At 58.4% G+C, this 18,766-nt stretch carries 18 protein-coding genes and 4 tRNA genes; 8 read left to right on the forward strand and 14 right to left on the reverse strand.

Annotated elements, in window-relative coordinates; genetic code table 11:
- Positions 1 to 5: 5 nt before the first annotated feature.
- The 3 genes from AC2T9U_RS10890 to AC2T9U_RS10900 all read right to left on the reverse strand — a co-directional run bounded on the left by AC2T9U_RS10890 (position 6) and on the right by AC2T9U_RS10900 (position 1,724).
- The gene (locus AC2T9U_RS10890) at positions 6 to 896 is read right to left on the reverse strand and encodes an HAD family hydrolase (protein WP_208304275.1); all 891 of its coding nucleotides are present in this window, start codon (positions 894 to 896) and stop codon (positions 6 to 8) included.
- Positions 897 to 1,046: 150 nt separating this feature from the next.
- Positions 1,047 to 1,136, reverse strand: a tRNA-Ser gene (locus tag AC2T9U_RS10895).
- Positions 1,137 to 1,214: 78 nt separating this feature from the next.
- Complete coding sequence (locus AC2T9U_RS10900; RefSeq protein ID WP_493696105.1) at positions 1,215 to 1,724, reverse strand: nucleoside deaminase; 510 nt, start codon at positions 1,722 to 1,724, stop codon at positions 1,215 to 1,217.
- A gap of 59 nt (positions 1,725 to 1,783) precedes the next feature.
- Here AC2T9U_RS10900 and upp point away from each other — a divergent pair, with 59 nt between their 5' ends.
- From upp to AC2T9U_RS10915, 3 genes are all read left to right on the forward strand, one after another.
- A complete protein-coding gene (upp, locus tag AC2T9U_RS10905) occupies positions 1,784 to 2,440 on the forward strand; it encodes a uracil phosphoribosyltransferase (protein WP_115032209.1) in 657 nt (218 codons plus the stop codon).
- Between the two features lie 237 nt (positions 2,441 to 2,677).
- Positions 2,678 to 2,848 carry a hypothetical protein gene (locus tag AC2T9U_RS10910; protein ID WP_169714598.1) on the forward strand — a complete coding sequence of 57 codons (171 nt, stop codon included), beginning with the start codon at positions 2,678 to 2,680 and terminating at the stop codon, positions 2,846 to 2,848.
- A gap of 15 nt (positions 2,849 to 2,863) precedes the next feature.
- Positions 2,864 to 3,712, forward strand: a complete 849-nt coding sequence (locus AC2T9U_RS10915) for a PH domain-containing protein (protein ID WP_493696106.1) — start codon at positions 2,864 to 2,866, stop codon at positions 3,710 to 3,712.
- Positions 3,713 to 3,724: 12 nt separating this feature from the next.
- Here the strand turns inward: AC2T9U_RS10915 and AC2T9U_RS10920 are convergent, their stop codons facing one another.
- Positions 3,725 to 4,261, reverse strand: a complete 537-nt coding sequence (locus AC2T9U_RS10920) for a VOC family protein (RefSeq protein ID WP_115032205.1) — start codon at positions 4,259 to 4,261, stop codon at positions 3,725 to 3,727.
- Between the two features lie 119 nt (positions 4,262 to 4,380).
- Complete coding sequence (locus tag AC2T9U_RS10925; RefSeq protein WP_493696107.1) at positions 4,381 to 5,625, reverse strand: family 16 glycosylhydrolase; 1,245 nt, start codon at positions 5,623 to 5,625, stop codon at positions 4,381 to 4,383.
- A 701-nt stretch (positions 5,626 to 6,326) separates the two neighbouring features.
- On the opposite strand from AC2T9U_RS10925, the gene AC2T9U_RS10930 reads away from it, so the two are divergent.
- Positions 6,327 to 7,577: an amidase domain-containing protein gene (locus AC2T9U_RS10930; protein ID WP_493696108.1), complete on the forward strand. Its 1,251-nt coding sequence runs from the start codon at positions 6,327 to 6,329 to the stop codon at positions 7,575 to 7,577.
- A gap of 170 nt (positions 7,578 to 7,747) precedes the next feature.
- On the opposite strand, the gene AC2T9U_RS10935 is transcribed toward AC2T9U_RS10930, so the two are convergent.
- A tRNA-Arg gene (locus AC2T9U_RS10935) sits at positions 7,748 to 7,823 on the reverse strand.
- A gap of 301 nt (positions 7,824 to 8,124) precedes the next feature.
- A tRNA-Ser gene (locus AC2T9U_RS10940) sits at positions 8,125 to 8,218 on the reverse strand.
- Positions 8,219 to 8,500: 282 nt separating this feature from the next.
- Between AC2T9U_RS10940 and AC2T9U_RS10945 the strand changes: the two genes are divergently transcribed.
- On the forward strand, positions 8,501 to 10,030 hold the full coding sequence (locus AC2T9U_RS10945; protein WP_493696109.1) for an LCP family protein: 1,530 nt from the start codon (positions 8,501 to 8,503) through the stop codon (positions 10,028 to 10,030).
- Here AC2T9U_RS10945 and AC2T9U_RS10950 read toward each other — a convergent pair.
- Positions 10,027 to 10,506 (reverse strand): DedA family protein, encoded by a 480-nt coding sequence (locus AC2T9U_RS10950; protein ID WP_493696959.1) that lies wholly within the window; start codon positions 10,504 to 10,506, stop codon positions 10,027 to 10,029. The two genes, AC2T9U_RS10945 and AC2T9U_RS10950, sit on opposite strands and share 4 nt — an antisense overlap.
- Between AC2T9U_RS10950 and AC2T9U_RS10955 the strand changes: the two genes are divergently transcribed.
- On the forward strand, positions 10,442 to 10,609 hold the full coding sequence (locus AC2T9U_RS10955) for a hypothetical protein (protein WP_258553338.1): 168 nt from the start codon (positions 10,442 to 10,444) through the stop codon (positions 10,607 to 10,609). The two genes, AC2T9U_RS10950 and AC2T9U_RS10955, sit on opposite strands and share 65 nt — an antisense overlap.
- A 222-nt stretch (positions 10,610 to 10,831) precedes the next feature.
- Here AC2T9U_RS10955 and AC2T9U_RS10960 read toward each other — a convergent pair whose 3' ends face one another.
- The 5 genes from AC2T9U_RS10960 to dcd all read right to left on the reverse strand — a co-directional run bounded on the left by AC2T9U_RS10960 (position 10,832) and on the right by dcd (position 14,556).
- The gene (locus AC2T9U_RS10960) at positions 10,832 to 11,035 is read right to left on the reverse strand and encodes a cold-shock protein (protein ID WP_028327516.1); all 204 of its coding nucleotides are present in this window, start codon (positions 11,033 to 11,035) and stop codon (positions 10,832 to 10,834) included.
- 319 nt (positions 11,036 to 11,354) lie between these two features.
- A complete protein-coding gene (locus AC2T9U_RS10965) occupies positions 11,355 to 12,419 on the reverse strand; it encodes a LacI family DNA-binding transcriptional regulator (protein WP_115032919.1) in 1,065 nt (354 codons plus the stop codon).
- Positions 12,420 to 12,606: 187 nt separating this feature from the next.
- Positions 12,607 to 12,693, reverse strand: a tRNA-Ser gene (locus tag AC2T9U_RS10970).
- Between the two features lie 121 nt (positions 12,694 to 12,814).
- Positions 12,815 to 13,750 carry a cysteine synthase A gene (gene cysK, locus AC2T9U_RS10975; protein ID WP_115032195.1) on the reverse strand — a complete coding sequence of 312 codons (936 nt, stop codon included), beginning with the start codon at positions 13,748 to 13,750 and terminating at the stop codon, positions 12,815 to 12,817.
- 236 nt (positions 13,751 to 13,986) lie between these two features.
- A complete protein-coding gene (dcd, locus tag AC2T9U_RS10980; protein WP_115032193.1) occupies positions 13,987 to 14,556 on the reverse strand; it encodes a dCTP deaminase in 570 nt (189 codons plus the stop codon).
- A gap of 179 nt (positions 14,557 to 14,735) precedes the next feature.
- Here dcd and AC2T9U_RS10985 point away from each other — a divergent pair, with 179 nt between their 5' ends.
- Positions 14,736 to 15,998 (forward strand): D-alanyl-D-alanine carboxypeptidase/D-alanyl-D-alanine-endopeptidase, encoded by a 1,263-nt coding sequence (locus AC2T9U_RS10985; RefSeq protein ID WP_115032192.1) that lies wholly within the window; start codon positions 14,736 to 14,738, stop codon positions 15,996 to 15,998.
- Between the two features lie 78 nt (positions 15,999 to 16,076).
- Positions 16,077 to 17,876, forward strand: coding sequence for a 5,6-dimethylbenzimidazole synthase (gene bluB, locus AC2T9U_RS10990; protein WP_493696110.1), 1,800 nt, complete (start codon positions 16,077 to 16,079; stop codon positions 17,874 to 17,876).
- 48 nt (positions 17,877 to 17,924) lie between these two features.
- Here bluB and AC2T9U_RS10995 read toward each other — a convergent pair whose 3' ends face one another.
- Complete coding sequence (locus AC2T9U_RS10995) at positions 17,925 to 18,563, reverse strand: hypothetical protein (protein ID WP_493696111.1); 639 nt, start codon at positions 18,561 to 18,563, stop codon at positions 17,925 to 17,927.
- Positions 18,564 to 18,766: the final 203 nt, after the last annotated feature.

Raw genomic sequence — 18,766 nt, forward strand, 5'->3', positions numbered from 1 at the left:
TGGTTTTAGCGGTTGAGGAGGGTTTCTAGGACGGTGATGGTGCCGTGTTCGGTGTTGGGGGGTGCGATGTAGTTGGCGCGTTGGATGATTTCTGGGTGGCCGTTGGCCATGGCGAAGGAGAGCTCGGCGGTGTCGAGCATGTGGGCGTCGTTGAAGTAGTCGCCGAATACGAGTGTGTGTTTTCGGTCAATTCCGAGTGTTTTTTGGAGTTCTTGGACTGCGAGTCCTTTGTGTACTCCGTGGGACATGACGTCGATCCAGTTGGGGCCAGAGATGACGACTTGGTGTGTGTGGCGTAGGGGGTTGAAGTGGTGGGCGATCTCTTCGGCTGGGCCGAAGTCGAAGATGGCTACTTTGAGGATGTCGTCGTCGATGGTGTGGAGGTCTTCGACGAGTTCGAGGGCGGCGTAGTAGACGCGGCATTGGTCGAGGAATGGTTGGTGGTTCCATTCGACGTAGGCGGAGCGTTTTCCGCAGACGACGGCGCCGAGGCGGTGGCCTTTTTCGTGGGTGTTTCGCACGATGTTGATGGCGGTGGTGACGGTGTTGTGGTCAAGGGTGACTGAGGAGATTTCTTCATCGCCGTGGACGACGTAGGCGCCGTTTTCGGCGATGGTGTAGAGGTTGTCGCCGGCGGGGGCGAAAAGTTTGCGGAGAGTCGCGAGTTGTCGTCCGGAGGCGGGGGCGAAAGCGATGCCGCGTTCGCGCATACGGGTGAGGACGTCCCAGAAGGTGTCGGGGATGTTGCCGTTGCTGTCTAGGAGTGAGCCGTCCATGTCTGCAACGACTAGAGCGGGTACGAGGTGGGCGGGAACGTCGTGGACTGTGCGGCGTCCTTGTGCCCAGGGTTGGGTGTTGGGGCTTGTTGTCTGTGCTTGCTCAGACTGGTTGTTCATTCATGCCGCCGTTCATTGAGGTGTGGAGGTGGTGGCTGTTACTTCCAGGCTACGACGTGGTTGTTTGGCAGCTAGTTGGGGGGCGGGGGGATGTTTGTAGGGGAACAAAAAGGTGAGCCGGTTCCTGTGGGAACCGGCTCACCTTTTTTATGGCGGTGGCGGTGGGATTTGAACCCACGGAGGAGTTGCCCCCTCACGCGCTTTCGAGGCGCGCTCCTTCGGCCGCTCGGACACGCCACCGCGAACTACGTTAAACGAGAGAGCCCCGTTCGGCGAAATCCGTTGCGTTCAGGTTCCTCCAGTGTTGGGTGAGGTGGATCATCGTCGCGCTTCGAAGAAGGTGGTGAGGAGGCGGGCGCATTCGTGGGCGTAAAGGCCACCGATGGTTTCGATGCGGTGTAGTGCGCGTGGGTCTCGGGGTAGGTCCCATACAGAGCCGCAGGCGCCGGCCTTGTCGTCCCATGCTCCGAAGACGATGCGGGCGATTCTGGCTGACATTGCTGCTCCCGCACACATGACGCATGGTTCGAGGGTGACCACGAGTGTGCATCCGTCTAGGCGGCCGGAGTTGATTGTTTTTGCCGCTGCGGTGAGCGCAACGATTTCGGCGTGCCCCGTCGGAGTTTTCTCAAGTTCTCTTGTGTTTCTGCCGTGTCCGAGGATTTTTTGGTTTTGATCCAGGACGAGAGCGCCGACCGGAATATCGCCGTGTGCAGCAGCTTTGCGGGCAAGTTCTAGGGCTGTGTGCATGGCGGCGCGGTCAGCAAGTGCGGCTGTGAAACCGGTGGGTTCTTCCCCTACGGGTTGTGGGGTTTCTTCGGGTTTCATGGCTTCCTCTCTCGTGCCGAGCTCACACCCGACCGTCGACTCCCCGTACAGTTTCGACCATGCAGGTACACGTGGCCGACCATCCGCTCATCAAGCACAAGCTCACTTACTTGAGGGATCGACGCACTGATTCCCCTACGTTCCGTCGCCTCGCTGAGGAGCTGGTGACGCTGCTGGCCTATGAGGCGACGCGGCATATCCGGACAGCTCCGATGGAAATCAATACCCCTGTGACCAGCACTATCGGTGTGCGTTTGGCAGATCCTAAGCCTGTTCTGGTCCCGATTTTGCGGGCTGGTTTGGGGATGCTTGAAGGCATGGTTCGCATTCTGCCGACAGCTGAGGTTGGGTTTCTTGGGATGGTGCGCGATGAGGAAACGCTCGATGTGAGTGCTTACGCGAACCGTTTGCCTGAAAACCTTGAGGGTCGTCAGGTTTTTGTCGTGGACCCGATGCTGGCGACGGGACACACACTGGTGATGTCGATGGACTTCCTGCGTGCTCGTGGCGCCAAAGACATTACGTGTGTCTGTCTTATCGGCTCTCCTGAGGGATTGGAGCTGTTGAAGGAGTATGGCGCTCAGGCAGAGGGCGAGGCAGATATCAAGATCGTGTTGGGTGCGATCGATGAGAAGTTGGATGAGAACGGCTACATCGTTCCTGGTCTCGGTGATGCTGGTGATCGTCTTTACGGGGTGGTTCATCACGGTAGCTGACCGGTTTTCCACATATTCTTTGCGTTCTTTGCGCTGTTTTTAACACCCCGTGACCCGCAGAGAGAGACATTTCACTGATATGTCGGTGGCGCCTTGTCGTGAGGCGAGTCGCCCCGTCTTGTCAGGTTTCTATGTGTTTGCATATATCGAAAAGATTTTCGGCCCGGCTTTTTACGTATTTGAGCCGGTGCTGTTGAGTGTCTCTCCACCTCCCCTCTCGAGAGTCAAGGACCGACTGTGCACATCGACTGGAAAAAAGTCCTTTGGTGGCTGTTCATCATTTTCATTGTGTATTCGATCTTTACTTCACCGAATCAGTCCGCCGAAGTTGTGCGGGCACTTTTCGACATCATCATCAACGGTTTCCGGGCATTGAGTGAGTTTTTACAGGGTGTGATGCGTCGCTGATAGCGCGGCTGGGTTATGGGCTCTGAGGAGCAAGTTCTTCAGCGAGAACGAGGCCTTCGTCATGCTTCGGCTTTTCTTCTCGATGATGAAGAAGTGGTTCTTGCCACGAATATGCACTGGGTGAATATTGCTGAGCCTGTTGCCACGGTGGTGCTGTCGTTGGTGCTCTGTGTGTGGTTTAACGCCACTAACAGTTCCTCGGCGGGTGATCTGCTGTGGTGGGCGTGGTTTGCTGTGTTGACCCGGTGGGCGTGGCGGTGGTTTGAGTGGCGGAGACAGTGGTTTATCTGCACTGATCAGCGGTTGTTACTTATCACCGGTATTTGGGTACGTAGCGTGGCCATGATGCCGTTGGGCAAGGTTACCGATATTAAGTACAACCGTTCGGTGCTAGGTAGGTTGCTGGGATTTGGTGATTTTCGGTTTGAGACGCCGGGGCAGGATCAGGCATTTGATCATGTGCATCCGTTGCCTCAGCCTGATGATTTGTATCGGAAAATTATCAGGCAGTCGATGGGTGATGGCTCTGGTAAGAAAAGTCGAGATTCGAGTGAGAGCGTTCCCTCCGCTGAGGGGGGTGGCGATGATGGCCCTGCTTTTGAGATCGGGTATGAGGATGTGACTCCGATGCATCCGATTATTCCGCCGACTCAGCCGATCACTGAGCCGTTTGAAGTTCCTTCGCAGTGGCGGCGTGTGCCACGTGAGGACGATGTTCCTGCGGAGTCGCGGCGCGCTCATCCGGATGTTCCGGTTGTGTCGGATCCGATTATCGCTGGTGAGGGCGGATCTGGTGTTTTTGAGCAGATTGAGCCGGGTGAAGGACCGCTTTTGAAGAAGTACGGGCGGCGGCGGAAACGTTGAGGTTTGGTGTGGTTATTCGAGGCGCCCGGGGGTGGGTCCTGTTTTGCCGATGACTGAACCATCGTCAGGAACGCTGGGGAGGCGTTCGTCTGTGTTGAGGTTGGGTGGGGTTTCTTCTTCGGCGTTGCGGGCGGCGAGGCGTTGTTCGTGTTCGCGTTCTTGTTCCGCGCGTTCTTCGGGGGTGAGGATTCTTCTGGGGGTGAGGAGTTGGTAGAAGCCGAGGGCGTTTCCCCAGTAGTCGGAGAAGTTTGCGAATGCGACGACGTCGGGCACGGTGACGACATCACCGATGGGCACTTCGGCGGTACGCATGCGTTCGGCTGCTGCTTCAACGTCGGCTACTTCGAGGCGGACGCGGGCGTTGTTGGCTCCGGGGCGGTCGTGGCCGGTGGAGAGTTGTAGCCAGGTTCCAGGGCTGATTTGCCATTCGAGGAAGTCATCCATGGGGGCGGTGTCGGGGCCACGTCCGAATACGCGCGTGTAGAAGTCGAGTACCTCGCTTGTATCGCCTGCGTTGATGGCGATGGTCATGCCGGTGAGGTCGCTCATGTATTCAGGGTAGGGCGCGCAGGGCGTAACGCATTGTTGTGTTGCCGACAGGGCGCGTCGGATTGCTTGTGGGGGCGCCGATCGTGATGAGGCAGGATCGGCGCCGCAATAAGGGGTAATCAGGCGCGTTCGAGTTTCCAGTGCTGGTTTTTTTCGTTGGCTGGTTCTTGTTGGGTGAGGCGTCCGTTTGTGTTGGCCAGGGCGAGTCCGCTGAATCGGGAGCAGATGCTGTAGGTCCCCCCGGGTGTGGAGTGGATGTGCCAGCGGCGCCGGCTTCCAGCGGAGTCGACGGTGGTGGGGGCGTATGTGCTGGCGTCTACGGGCACACCGATCTGTCCTCGACCGTCGTGGAGGGTGAGCATAGTTGCGCTGTCGGTGTGGCGGATGTGGTAGGTGAAGTCTTCTAGCCGTTCGATGGTGAAGGTGTCTTTTGCGCCTGCTTCGTCGGTGAGGTCGCCGTTTTTGACGGTCAGGCCGTTGCCGTTGGATGCGTTGATGATTCGGTATTTTCCTGGGTCAGGTCGGGTGGTGGCGGTGTGGTAGTAGGTGCGCAGGTAGTCGATGTGGAAGGCTGCGGGGAGGAATTGGGGGTTGGGGGCGCCAAGGTGCCCTTCGAGGCTGAGCACGGCGTGGCGGGACATGCGTGCCATGGAGGGGTGGGGGGCTGGGGTTTCCCAGGCGAGTTTGCGGTCGAAGTAGAACCGGAGTTTGCCGTCGCGGCGTTCGAGGCCGTAGGTGTGGTAAGCGGCGCTGATGTCGGGCAGGCCTGTTTCGTAGTTTTTTCCTCCGTGGGCGATGTGTCCGGTGGATGCCCACGTATGGGTGGCCATGTTCATTTGGGAGAAGGAGAAGGTCTCCATGATGTCGATTTCGGGATGGGGGTCGGCGCCGGTGAGGAGGCGGTCGACGTGGTCGTGGTTGGAGGATTGGAGCCAGATTGCGGATAGGACGTTGGCGCGGCGGTCGAGTGCGCGGGCCCGGAATTCAACGAGTGTGCATATGCCGGGTAGGTCGAAGGTGGATTCAACGGCGCCGAAGGAGTAGCTGTTTCCTTCGCGTTTAGCGCTCAGCTGTAGGGCGCCGTTGGCGAAGGTGACGTTGTTGTCGTTGAAGGTGCCGGCTTTGGAGGTGGGGTACCACAGGCCGCGTTTCCAGCGGCTGGAGCTGGAGGAGTTTGCGAAGTTATCGCTCAGGGCGGGGATGAGTGTCCACTCTGGGCCGATTTGTGCGGTGGGAGGGGGGCTTGTTGGGGTGCTGGGTTTGGGTGGGTTGGCTGTGGCGGTGCTTATTCCGGTGAGGCTGGCTCCGAGGGTCACGGCTCCGGCGATGAGGGTGCGTCGGGTGATGTGTCGTTTGTAGCTCATGGTGTTCCTCTGTGATGTGAGCGTTGAGTAAGGCAAGGAGTCCGGCGGTGTGAAGGAGGTACGCCTGAGGTGGGGCCACCGGGTTGGCGTGGCCCCACCTCAGGCGTAAAAGTTGGGTTGGTGGGAAGCAGTCAAGGCGATGGGTATATGCATGAATCTGCTTGTGCTGCAGCTTTTCCCAGAGAAACTAGTTTAAGCCGGTTGCGCGGTTAGCTTGGCTGGAGACCTGGGTTTTCGGCCAGAGGCGGATGTGTGAGGGGCGGTTTGTTACTGCTGTGCTTTTTCCTTGGGATGGAAAGCACTTTGCACTGATTCAGGTAGTCGGGTTTTCGGTGAATGAGTAACGCCTGAAATCTGCACTTTTCATGAGTGCTACCTGAGTGACATATCACCGGGTGGGTACCACGTAACCCACATATATGGGTGATCTCAGTACCGGATTACGAATATACGCAGTTTGCCAAGACCTTATTTGAGGCTGCAAACAGCTTCTCAACTGCAATAACAACTCAGATGCCGGGTTTTGTGTTTGGTTGAAACGCTTGAGAAAAGCACCCACATGTGGGGCCCTGGGCTTTCCTGTGCTGCGGCGTAATGTTCCGGCTTGAAAGGGAGTTGGGGGGATGTTGAAGACCGCCTGGGACCCTCATGCCACCCGATCGGGGAGGGCATACACCTCACATATCCTCGTAGGAGTACATGTGCGTCGAACCATTGCAGCGACAGCAGCCGGAGCACTTCTTCTCGCCGCCTTGCCGGCATCAGCCGGGCATGCGTCAACTAATCAGGGTGAAAACCTCACCGCTGAGCTCGCCGTATCTGTGATTAAGAATTATCAGGAAAACCGAACGGCTACCGCCACCGCGGAACAGAAATCACAGCAGGCTCTACCGACGAACCGGTACTCGCAGGAGGCTTTGAAGAGCCTCAACCAAGATAAGAACGAAATTGGTCAGCTGAAGCAGAACACTGACAGCGACAAGATGTTCGACCGCAGCACGGTGGACGTGAAGGTCGATGAAATCAAGACCAACGGTGACACAGCCACCGTGAACACCACAGACACCACGCGTTTGAAGCTGCGTAACCCCAACCAGGGTGTGGGTGATTACGCATCGGAATCTCGTCAGCGTTGCTACACGTTTAAGCGAGTGAACGGCACATGGCAGCTGGAGGGGTCAAAAGAAATTGACAACATGACCCCAGAGCAGCGCCAGATGGCTGGCCCTGCAGCAGCCGATGTGCTGGGGCAGCTTCCTTCTAAGCCCGCTGGCACTGCGAAGAAGTTCAAAGGCAAGCCTGACTCTCCTGAGATTGTTGCCAAGCTAGCTAAGATTCCGGGTCGGGCAGATAAAACCCCAGGAAATAAGCCGGGCAAGCCTGGCAACGATGGCCAAAAGCCAGGTGAAAAACCAGGCGAAAAACCTGGAGACAAGCCTGGTGAGACGAGCAGTGTCTACGACCGTAAGAAAGCGGTCGCGTATGCCTGGAAGCACGTGTACTTCCACAACAAGAAGCAGTACCCGACGTGGCGCAACGTTGACTGCACCAACTTTGTATCGCAGGTTTTGAATGCCGGTGGATGGTCGAACATTCCGGGTGCGTTTAACAGCGATAAGGCCTGGTACTTCAAGGGTGGCACTCAGAACCCAAGCCCCCAGTCGGTGAAGACAAGCTTGAGCTGGATTAACGCCTCGAAGTTGGGTGACTTCATGCGCGCTAACCCGGATCGGGCTGTGATGTTCCGTGATCCGGCAAACGCCAAGGTTGGCGACATCGTGCAGTTCAAGTGGTCGAAGAACAACCGCATTAGCCACAGCGCTGTGGTGACCGGTGTTACTGCCTTCGGGTTGTTGGTGACCTACCACTCTGCTGACAAGCTGAACCAGCCGCTCAACGCAATCATGCGTCACGACCCGAATGCTGAGGTCTTCTTCTACTCCCCGCGCTAATCCGCGCCAGGAATAAGCTAGCGAGTAATTATTTTGAGGGGGATGGGCCGTTGATACGGCCCATCCCCCTCAATGCGCGCCTGTATTTTCTCGACTTGTCGCTACACAACGATTGGCAGGCAGGAGCACAAAACAAAAAATCGGAACCGATGATCGGTTCCGATTTACTGTGGCGCACCCGTAGGGATTCGAACCCCAAACCTTCTGATCCGTAGTCAGATGCTCTATCCGTTGAGCTACGGGTGCTTGTCGCTCGCTCGCAACAAGGAAGACATTACTCGAGTTGAGCAGAAAAGACCAAATCGAGTGACCAGCAAACCCTGAATCTGCACCTACACGCCTGCCGCCAGCAAAAACAACACAAAGAAAAACCCAGAGACCGACCCGCATGACCGCCAGCACTTCCATCAACAGCGGCATACTCACCTCTCACCCATGCCGCAACAACCCACCTGACTGAAGGCCTTATTCCTGCCCCCTACCCCGAAGCTCCAAAACACAAAGGCCCGAAACTTTTTAATGCGCAAAAAGTTTCGGGCCTTCAATGTGGCGGAGGTGGAGGGATTTGAACCCTCGATGGGGTTTAACCCCCAAACCCGCTTAGCAGGCGGGCGCCATAGACCGGACTAGGCGACACCTCCACGCATATGACACTTACAAGGCAAGAAAACTCTTACCTGCGTCTGCATCACAGCACCACCACACTACCCGCCAAGACACCCCAAACTCAAAACGAGGCACACACTCACCCAAAACCTCTCACCACTGGGCACACCAACCAGCTTCCTTTCCAGCATTCGTATACATTCATCCACCCTGACGCCGGAATTCCACACGTACAGTTACACGTTGCAGAAGACAGCGGACGGCAGAATAGACGAATTCACCACCAAGCTCTCCTCAAACCGGCAAGACAGGAAACGATGACGGAAACCCCGAACGTGCGTCAGACGGTAATTCCCCGCCCTGCGGCACAGCCCCGCCGCCTACGCACCTTCATGACACGAATCCTGGCAGGAACCATCCTTCCCGGTGCCGGACTCATGCTCAGCGGCCGCACCCTCGCCGGTGGCCTATTCCTCAGCCTTTTCGTCCTGGGCATCGTCGCAAGCGCCCTAACAGCCATCGCTATCGGCCCCACCAAAGCCGCAATTCTCGTAGCCACCAACCCCACCCTCCTGATTCCTCTAGCCATCGCGGCAGGATTCTTCATCCTCCTGCTCATCGCGAGCCTCATCTGGACCGCTGACCTCAACTGGCCCTCACCAGCAGGACGCACCAAAAAAATCCTCGCAGGACTGACTGCGTTCCTTCTCATCGCGGCCCTCATCGCCCCCACCGCACGAGCCATGCAATACGTCTTCATCACCTCAAACCTCGTCGGTAACGTCTTTTCCGCGTCAGCTCCTAAAGGAAAAGAAGTAGGCATCGGCAAAGACCCCTGGGCCGGGATCCCCCACGTCAACGTGCTCCTCGTCGGCTCCGACGCGCAAAAAGACCGCCCTGGTGTACGCACCGACTCAATGATGATGGCCAGCATCGACACCCAAACCGGAGACACCCTGCTGGTCTCCATTCCCCGCAACCTCGAAAACGCACCCTTCCCGAGCAGCAGCCCTCTAGCCAAAATTCACCCCAACGGCTTCCGCTGCAAAGAAGAATGCCTACTCAACGAGGTATGGACAGAAGGCGAAGAACACGCACACCTCTACCCCGGCGACCCACGCCCTGGCCTGACAGCCCTCAAAGAGTCCATCTCCGAAATCACTGGGCTCACTCCCGACTACTCCGTCGTCATCGACATGAAAAGCTTCCAAGCACTCGTCAACGCCATGGGTGGTGTCGACATCAACGTCAAACACCGCATCCCCATTGGCGGAGAAGTCACTAACGGCAATATCGTCCCCGGGTCCATCAAAGGCTGGATAGAACCCGGCGTACAACACCTCGACGGCTATCACGCCATGTGGTATGCCCGTGGCCGCGCCACCACCGACGACTACAACCGCACCGCACGCCAACGCTGCATGGTCAACGCCCTCGTTAAACAAGTCGACCCATGGACGATGATCGACCGTTTCCCCCAAGTTGCAGCGGTCATCAACGAACACATCCACACCGATGTACCCCAAGACCATCTACCCGCCTGGGCAGATCTCGTCGAAAAAATGCAAAAAGGGAAAATTCGCAGCTTCGGCCTCAACGCATCAAACACAAATGTGGCAAATCCGGACTACCAACACATCCGCGAAATGATCCAGGCATCCATGTTCGGGCAGCCTCTCCCCACCCCCACCTACACTGACGGCCGCGCCGTTCCACCAGCCTTCCGTAGCCGCCCAACCCCCTCCCCCACCCCAGAAAACAGCACCAGCACCTCATCCACCACCACACCTGCCCCAGCCACTCCCATTGAGGACGCTACAGACACTGACGCAGCAGCAGCCTGCTAAACCACCTTCTTATCGCTTCTACCCCACCACCAACGCAGCCCAGCCAACGCCATCACTGCCACGGCAAAAACACCAACCCACTTGGCATAAAAAGTAATCAACGGCAGCGCTGCCTCTCCCAACGCAACACCGGCAGCAAAAAAGCTCACTTGCGTCACCACCGCTGCCACGACATCCACCGCAACAAATATCCATAATCGCACTCGCGACTGCCCCAGCAATGCATAAATCAGCTCACGCGGAAGCGGCAACGGGACATACGCAAGCGCAACTGCCAGAACGCGATACCGACGCACCACCGCCTCAGCCTGTTCCACTCGTTTGACTGCCCGCGGTGAGCCTCCCGCCAGGGCGATCATCACTTTCTCACCCCACAGTGCACCAGCCCACCAATACACCCAGTGAAACTTCATGATCGAGGCGATGCTCACCACCAGTGCCAGTAACCACGGTTCACCCCGACCAGCTGCAAGCACCCCCAAGGCAACCAGCGCAGTACGCGAACCAGTCAACATCGCCAATACTGCAGGCGACAATGCCAACAGCACCGGCCTGGCCAGCAACGACACCACCTGGTAAACAGCCACTACCGACAGCGAAATCCCACATAATGCTGCTGCCCATCCCGAGTTCCCCTCATAACGAAACCTCACCCGCATAACCTGCCTCCCTCACAGGCGCCCCCACTCATACGGATGCCCCACACACGACAATGCCCGGTCAGCTGCGCAAAGCGCAGCCACCGGGCATTGTCTACGAACGCGCCGTCACAAACGGCACGAACGAGAAAGATCAGTCAGATCAGAGCGGCTGAACGTTGTCGGCCTGGGGACCCTTGGGGCCCTCAGTGACTTCGAACTCCACACGCTGCGCCTCTTCGAGGGAGCGGAAACCGTTCGTCTGAATAGCCGAGTAGTGCACGAAGACGTCGGGGCCGCCGCCGTCCTGGGCGATAAAGCCGAAGCCCTTTTCAGCGTTGAACCACTTGACGGTACCCTGTGCCATGGGAAAAACCTCATTTACTGGTGGCCGGAAGACCTCGCACTGCGCGAGGTCGAGGCTGCCGAACCATCCCACGAAGGGCCACTAGCCCTGCGTGCAAAACAAACACCGAAAACCAGAATCCAGACTTACCCGGAACCGGGGAGTCGATGTCACCGTGCAAAACTGCTTGGAACATTGCTTGGAACTGCTCTTGCAACCAGTTTCAGCCTAGCACGCACCAGTCTGACAACAGTAGATCTTCGATCTATAGATGTTCTTCGTGGCGCCAAACAACCAAGAACACGCTGAACACGCCGCGACACACCCACCCCACTCCCCCTCAGCGAGAAGCCGCCTCAGCTTTGGCATGCGGCGAAACAATCCCCCCAGAAATACCCCGGCAACCACATGAGGTCCCGTGGCTAATTTCACCTGCAAGCCGGATCGTGCGCCCAGGCACTTCCGGCTGCTGCAAACGACGCAACAACAACTGCACGGCACGAGCCCCTAGGGCATAGCACGGCTGCGCAATCGTCGTCAGGTGCGGAGTCAACAAGTCCCCCCACGGAAATTCATCGAAACACACCAAGGCCATGTCATCAGGAATCCGCATACCCGCCTGGCGCAGCGCCCGCACCGCACCAATACTCATCGCGTCATTCGAGACAAAAACAGCAGTCGGAGCAGTCCCGGCAGGCATCGCCAGCAGCTGCTGCATCGCTTTACGACCATCATGCTCAGTCGAACCACCATTGACCATCAGCGACTCATCCACCGGAACACCGCGACGCTTGTGGGCTAGCAAATACCCATCCCTACGCTCCGCCGACGTCGCCAACCCAGCCATACCGTCAATAAAACCGACCCGCGTATGCCCAATCTGCAACAGGTGGTCGACGATCGCTGCTGAGGCTTGCTCGTTCTCCACACACACCTGATCAACATCAAGATCCTGATGGCGATCAACCACAACAAACGGCGTGTCGTGCTCATTCAACAAACGCAACGCAGTCCCCGTCCATGACGGGCTGGGCATGATGATCATTCCGGCCACGTGATGAGCAAGCAGGTTCGCAATCACACGCCCTTCACGCTCAGCATCATCACGGGTATCGGCAAACAGCAGTTGCATCCCGTGACGCAACGCCTCTTCCTCAATACCGGCGACAAGTTCCTGGCCATAAATGCTTGCCAGAAACGACATAGCCACACCGATTGTTGTCGTAGACCCTGCGGCCAGAGACCGGGCCACCGGACGATGGGTAAACCCCACCTTTTCCATTGCCTCCAGCACCAGCCGCTTAGTCTCCGGCGCTACAGGTCGAGTACCGTTAACGACGTGAGATACGGTGCTGACCGACACGCCCGCCTCGCGGGCCACAGTTGTCATCGTCACGGAACCCATGCACATATGGTTGCGCAATTTTTTGCTTTTGTGCCACTCCTGTGAGCATCCACAGCCCCGCAGGGCACAGCACCACGCATTCCCCCACAGCGGGCCCTCAGGAAAGAGAGCGCCAGCCCCCTCTCACAGGAAACTGACGCTCTCTTGCACTCACACCTTGCTCACACGAAACACGTGCGGAACTACGCGGAGGGCGTGGGATTCGAACCCACGAGGAGCTTGCACCCCTAACGGTTTTCAAGACCGTCGCACTAGGCCACTATGCGAGCCCTCCAACACCGAAACGAACAGTCGCGGCGTACAAACCTAACGTTACCTGAACACAGCCAAGAGCCAACCCTCGAACCCGCAAATAACTCAAAAGGCAGTACACCACGACCTTGCCGTCCACAGAGTCAGTCCAAAATATCTTCGAACAACACCGTCGACAGGTAGCGCTCACCAAAACTAGGAATCACTACAACAATCAACTTACCCGCATTCTCTGGGCGCGACGCAACCTCATTCGCTGCAGCAAGCGCCGCACCAGAAGAAATACCCACCAACAGCCCCTCATCTGTGGCCGCCTTACGCGCCCACTGCACCGACGTCTGAGCATCAACGTCGATGATCTCGTCATACACGCCACGATCCAACGTCTCAGGCACAAAATTGGCCCCCAGACCCTGAATCTTGTGCGGCCCAGCCTCGCCACCATTAAGAATCGGTGACTCTGCAGGCTCAACCCCAATCACCTGGACCCCAGGCTTACGCTGCTTCAGCACAGAGCCGACACCCGAAATCGTCCCCCCAGTCCCGATACCCGCAATAAAAATATCCACCTCACCATCAGTGTCACTCCACACCTCCTCAGCCGTCGTCGCCGCGTGAATAGCCGGATTCGCCGCATTCGCGAACTGACGAGCTAGAACCCCACCACGCTGGTCTGCAATCTCATTGGCCTTCTCCACCGCTGCCTTCATGCCGCCCGAACCAGGGGTCAACACGAGCTCAGCACCATACGCACGCAACAGCGCCCGACGCTCTTTAGACATCGTCTCTGGCATCGTCAGCACAACGTCATACCCGCGCGCTGCCCCCACCATCGCCAACGCGATACCGGTATTACCCGACGTCGCCTCAACAATCGTGCCTCCCGGCTTCAACTCCCCCGACTTTTCCGCCGCATCAATGATTGCCACACCGATACGGTCTTTCACCGAATTCGCCGGGTTATAGAACTCCAACTTCGCAGCCACAGTCACGCCCGCAGCCTTGGCATCAAAAATGCGATTGACTCGCACCAAAGGCGTACGACCAACCAGTTCCGTGACGTCGTTATAGACAGCCATGCCAACCCCTCCTTTAAACGAGACTCACAGCCTCACTCCCCTGCGTCTGGCAGCGACACAAGCGACAACCGCCACCAAACAACTGTTTACGTTATGACACAACAAACACTGGCTTATAAATAGTTCCGGCTATCGCCCAAAAAATGACGCACGACAAACACAGACCACCCACACCCCATCGGAACAGGCCTCACACACTGAAACCTTCTCACCCAGCCCACCCCAACCAACACGCCTCAGAAACGCACAAACCTCTCAAAAGAACGACTCGGCGTCGGCCCACGCTGCCCCTGATAGTGCGAACCCGTAGCCGCCGACCCATACGGGTTCTGTGCAGGAGAAGTCAGCTGGAAGAAACACAACTGACCAATCTTCATGCCCGGCCACAACTTGATCGGCAACGTCGCAACATTGCTCAACTCCAGCGTGATGTGCCCCATGAATCCAGGATCAACAAACCCTGCCGTCGCATGCGTCAACAACCCCAAACGCCCCAACGACGATTTACCCTCCACGCGCGCAGCCACATCATCAGGCAACGTCACCGATTCAAAAGTTGACCCCAAAACAAACTCACCAGGGTGCAGCACAAATGGCTCCCCCTCCTCCACCTCCACCAACCGCGTCAACTCAGGCTGATCCGCCCCCGGATCAATGAACGGGTACTTGTGATTATCAAACAACCTAAAAAAACGGTCCAGCCGCACATCAATACTCGACGGCTGCACCATCCCCACATCCAACGGATCGATCTGAACCCGACCCGACTCCAACTGAGCACGAATATCACCGTCTGAGAGCAACACAACACAAGGCTAGGTCACCCCCACACCCACTCCCAGAAAAAACAACCACCCAAAACGCGACAAACATTGCTACTCAACCCCACTCAACAAAAGCATCAACCAGTCGATGGGAGAAAGTGCGCGCGCACCGCGCCGCCAGGACACCCCCGAGTCCTGCCCGCGCCACCGATTGGAACTGCATGCCTTCCCGCACCACACTCGCTCTGGCCACCGCGCTCAGCCTCACCGCTGTCACCTCCCTGGGAGCCACCTCCACCGAAGCCGCCAGCCACACCAACAGCGCCACCCCCATCATCCGCACAGCAGCCCCCAACCCCGCCCTGGCCAAAGCCCTCAACGGCGCAGCCAGCAGCCAGTACCTCCGAGGCAAACTCTCCGGATACGTCACCGACATCTCCACCAACACCCGCATCTGGAACCACAACGCCGCCACCAAACGCCTGCCCGCATCAACCCAAAAACTCATCACCGCCCTGACCGTCCTCGACGCCATCCCCAACGGCACCCAACTCATCACCACCACCACACAAAGCACCGCCAAACCCACCAACATCTACCTCAAAGGCGCAGGCGACCCCACCCTGACCTCCGAACGACTCACCACCCTTGCCCAACGCACAGCAACCGCCCTCAAAAACAAAAAACACACCAGCATCAACCTCTACGTCGACTCCTCCGCATTCCCAGCCCCCACCAATGCCTCCGGCTGGAAAACCAGCTACGTCCCCGCCGAGGTACAACCCGTCCGCGGCCTCACCCTCTACGGATACAAAGGCGCCGACAACGACCTCGCCGCCGGACGCGCCCTGAGCAAAGCCCTCACCGCCAACGGCATCACCGTCAAAACCCTCTCCCGAGCAACTGCCCCCGCAGCTAGCCAACAACTCTCAGCATCCTGGTCAGCCTCCACCTCAACCATGGTCGCCACCATGCTGCGCACCAGTAACAACACCTACGCCGAATACCTCCTACGCCACGCAGCAGCGACCCGCGGAATGGTGCCCACCTGGGACGCCGCCACCGCAAACGCCCACAAATCCCTCACCAAATACCGCATTAACACCACCGGCCTAACTATCAAAGACGGCTCCGGTCTCTCTCGCGGCACCCGCATGCCCGTCGCCACCCTCACCGGAACAATCCGTACACTGCACAGAACCCCCAGCATGAACACCGTCGCATTCGACATCAGCGCCATGCCCCGCGCAGGCAGCACCGGAACCCTCGCCAACCGCTTCACCATCCCCAGCCAACGCTGCGCCCGCAACGCCGTCATCGCAAAAACTGGCACCCTCGGCGACGTCGTCTCGCTCGCCGGAATCGCCAAAGCACGCAGTGGCCGCACTTACGCCTTTGCCTTCCTTGTCAACAACGTCACGAACATCGGAGCAACCCGAATCGCCATCGACCAAGCCGCCACCACCCTCGTCGGTTGCAAGTAACCCCAATCACTGAGGCGTTCACCACCTCACCCCAGCCACGACAAAGAACACAGCAAACACACCACTAGCGTGGAACACATGACGCAGCCGAGGAACACGCCGCCACAGACAAGCACCACCCAACACCTCTGGGAACGTCCAGTCCCCAACATCGGCGACACCTCCTCGGCTGCTCAACGCGCCGAAACCCTCAACGGCTGGGCCTACCCCACCAGCGCCCAAGGAGCCCTACGCGACATCATCACCTCCCGACGCGATGTACGCCGCTTCCGCCCAGACCCCATCCCCGAAGACCTCATCCATTACATCCTCGAATCAGCCCACCTTGGCCCCTCCGTCGGACACAGCCAACCCTGGCGCTTCATCATCGTCACCGACCCCAGCACCCGCGACCACGCCGCCCTCATGGCCGAACGCGCAAAAATCGCCCAAGCACAAACCATGACCACCGAACGCGGCTCCCAACTCCTCGACCTCAAAGTCGAAGGCATCCGCGAAGCCCCCATCGGCATCATCGTCGCCTGCGACCGCCGCACCCCAGCCCCCGGAGTCCTCGGCCGAGCAACCTTCCCCGACGCCGACCTATGGTCCTGCGCCGCCGCCATGCAAAACATGTGGCTCACCGCCCGCGCCGCAGGTTTAGGCATGGGATGGGTAACTCTCTTTGAACCCGACGAACTCGCCCAACTCGTCGACCTACCCCAGAACGTAGAACCACTCGGCTGGCTATGCATCGGCTGGCCTGACGAACTTCCCCCCAGCCCAGGCCTCGAACGCCGCGCCTGGTCCAAACGCCTCCCCCTCGAACCCCTCATCATGCGAGAACGGTGGAACAACACCACCCCCGCACCCACCTCACACCTACACGCCCCCGACCAAAACGCACACGTAGCCACCTACGACGAAGCCGATCTTCTCCTCACCGCCCCCGGGTCTCTAGGCAAACTCGACATAGCCATCAACAAAATCATCACCGCTGGACGAATCAACTTCACCACCGCAACCCTCGTCACAGCATGCGCCGACCACCCCGTGCACGACTTAGGCGTTACTGCCTTCCCCAACTCCATCACTCGCGTCGTCGCCGAAGCAGGCATCGCCGGAAAAGCAGTAGGCACAACCATGGCCGCCGCCAACGGGTTTAACTCCATCATCATCGACTGCGGAGTAGGCACCAGCAGCGACTCCTCCCCCATCACCGCCGCCGACCATACCCACCGCCCCACCGGGCCCCGCGGCGACATCATGCACACCGACGCCCTGACCCCCCGCGACGTCGACATGCTCATCACAGCTGGCCGCACACGTGGAAACACCCTCGCAGACCAAGGTCTAGTCCTCCTCGGCGAAGTTGGCCTAGGCAACACCACCATCGCCGCCGCCTTGACCGCAGCGACAGTCGGCCTCCCCGCACACAAAGCCGTCGGTCTAGGAACCGCCTCTGACACCGCCATGCTCGAACGCAAAACCCACGTAGTTCGCGCCGCCCTCGAACGAATCGGCCTACCCGAAGGAAAAAAGGCCCCCGCATCTACTACCTCCGCCGAGCTACTCACCCACCTCGGCGGAGGAGAATTCGCCTACCTCTACGGCCTGATACTCGGCACCGCCGAGAAGTCCGGAATCGTCGTCCTCGACGGTCTAGCTACCTCCATCCCTGCACTACTAGCCGCCCGCGAAGAACCCGGCGTAGCTGCCTACCTCGTAGCAGGACAAGTAAGCCGCGAATTCTCCCACCAAGCAGTACTTCAAGAACTTGGCCTCGAAGCCCTCATCGACGCTCGCATCCGAGCAGGTGAAGGAGTCGGCGCCATCCTGGGAGCAACCATGCTGCTTACCGGCCTGACCGTCCGCCGGGATTCCGCTCGCACCGCTTAGACCACTGATACGCGGCCGGGCAGCGCAACACTGCACGGCCGCAACACCTCACCCTTGACGTCCCTCCAACACCGCAGTGAGTCGAGCCACCAGCGCGGCAGCGGCCTGCCGTGAAAACTCCTCACTCGGATGCGAATCATTCGGTGCCACCGCATAGTCCGAACGCAACACCCCACCAGGGGCAGCCAACCCGTAGTAATCGAACACGTGGATGTTGTCCCCCGGCTCATCCCATTCCTGCCGTACCCAGCGCGCGAACTCTTCAGCACGCGCCGCTTCCTCTGCAGTTGTGTCTTCCACGGCTCGTGGCGGCACTGTCCAGACCACAAAAGTGGTGTCAGGATGCGCCCGCATTACCTCACGAAGCGCCATGTACTGCGCTTTAAAGTTCGGCAATGTTTTCAACGCAGAACGCACATCCCCTTCACTTTTGGCTCCGGGGGCATCCGCCGCAGCAATCTGAGCAGCAGTGAAACAGTGCTTCCAGACAATAACGTCGTACGAGGCACACAACTCATCGAGGGTTTCCTGACGGAAAAAGCGCCGCTTCCCGCGATGCTTCACCCAGGCACGCCAGTAATCGAAAGGATCATTAGTCCACGAGTGTGGCCAGTGCGGGTATGCAGCTTTGGTGATGCTGTACGCAGTACCGTGCTCGCTGTTGTGCGCGGCAAGAAGTTCAGGCACGCCCCCCTTCCACACGTTCTCACCAGTGCTGTGATGAAGATAAAGAATGCTGGTTCCAACAGTTCGAGGGGCCGGAACAAGTGGTTTCTGTTCGTACGAGGGATTGCGACGGCTAGCTCCTTGAACGCAGCGCAAAATGCGTCCAGCACATTTACGGGCGCGTTGTTTAACGTATCGAATACTGATGGCAGTCATGTCACCGG

The sequence above is a fragment of the Dermatophilus sp. B7861-1 genome, assembly GCF_058996045.1.

What these genes read in the sequence shown, in the direction of transcription:
- AC2T9U_RS10915 (WP_493696106.1), top strand. Translation starts at nt 2,864, where the DNA reads ATGGGCTCTGAGGAGCAAGTTCTTCAGCGAGAACGAGGCCTTCGTCAT.
- AC2T9U_RS10945 (WP_493696109.1), top strand. Translation starts at nt 8,501, where the DNA reads ATGACGGAAACCCCGAACGTGCGTCAGACGGTAATTCCCCGCCCTGCG.
- upp (WP_115032209.1), top strand. Translation starts at nt 1,784, where the DNA reads ATGCAGGTACACGTGGCCGACCATCCGCTCATCAAGCACAAGCTCACT.
- bluB (WP_493696110.1), top strand. Translation starts at nt 16,077, where the DNA reads ATGACGCAGCCGAGGAACACGCCGCCACAGACAAGCACCACCCAACAC.
- AC2T9U_RS10900 (WP_493696105.1), bottom strand. Translation starts at nt 1,724, where the DNA reads ATGAAACCCGAAGAAACCCCACAACCCGTAGGGGAAGAACCCACCGGT.
- AC2T9U_RS10965 (WP_115032919.1), bottom strand. Translation starts at nt 12,419, where the DNA reads ATGGGTTCCGTGACGATGACAACTGTGGCCCGCGAGGCGGGCGTGTCG.
- AC2T9U_RS10925 (WP_493696107.1), bottom strand. Translation starts at nt 5,625, where the DNA reads ATGAGCTACAAACGACACATCACCCGACGCACCCTCATCGCCGGAGCC.
- AC2T9U_RS10960 (WP_028327516.1), bottom strand. Translation starts at nt 11,035, where the DNA reads ATGGCACAGGGTACCGTCAAGTGGTTCAACGCTGAAAAGGGCTTCGGC.
- AC2T9U_RS10920 (WP_115032205.1), bottom strand. Translation starts at nt 4,261, where the DNA reads ATGAGCGACCTCACCGGCATGACCATCGCCATCAACGCAGGCGATACA.
- AC2T9U_RS10955 (WP_258553338.1), top strand. Translation starts at nt 10,442, where the DNA reads ATGATCGAGGCGATGCTCACCACCAGTGCCAGTAACCACGGTTCACCC.
- cysK (WP_115032195.1), bottom strand. Translation starts at nt 13,750, where the DNA reads ATGGCTGTCTATAACGACGTCACGGAACTGGTTGGTCGTACGCCTTTG.
- AC2T9U_RS10890 (WP_208304275.1), bottom strand. Translation starts at nt 896, where the DNA reads ATGAACAACCAGTCTGAGCAAGCACAGACAACAAGCCCCAACACCCAA.
- AC2T9U_RS10985 (WP_115032192.1), top strand. Translation starts at nt 14,736, where the DNA reads ATGCCTTCCCGCACCACACTCGCTCTGGCCACCGCGCTCAGCCTCACC.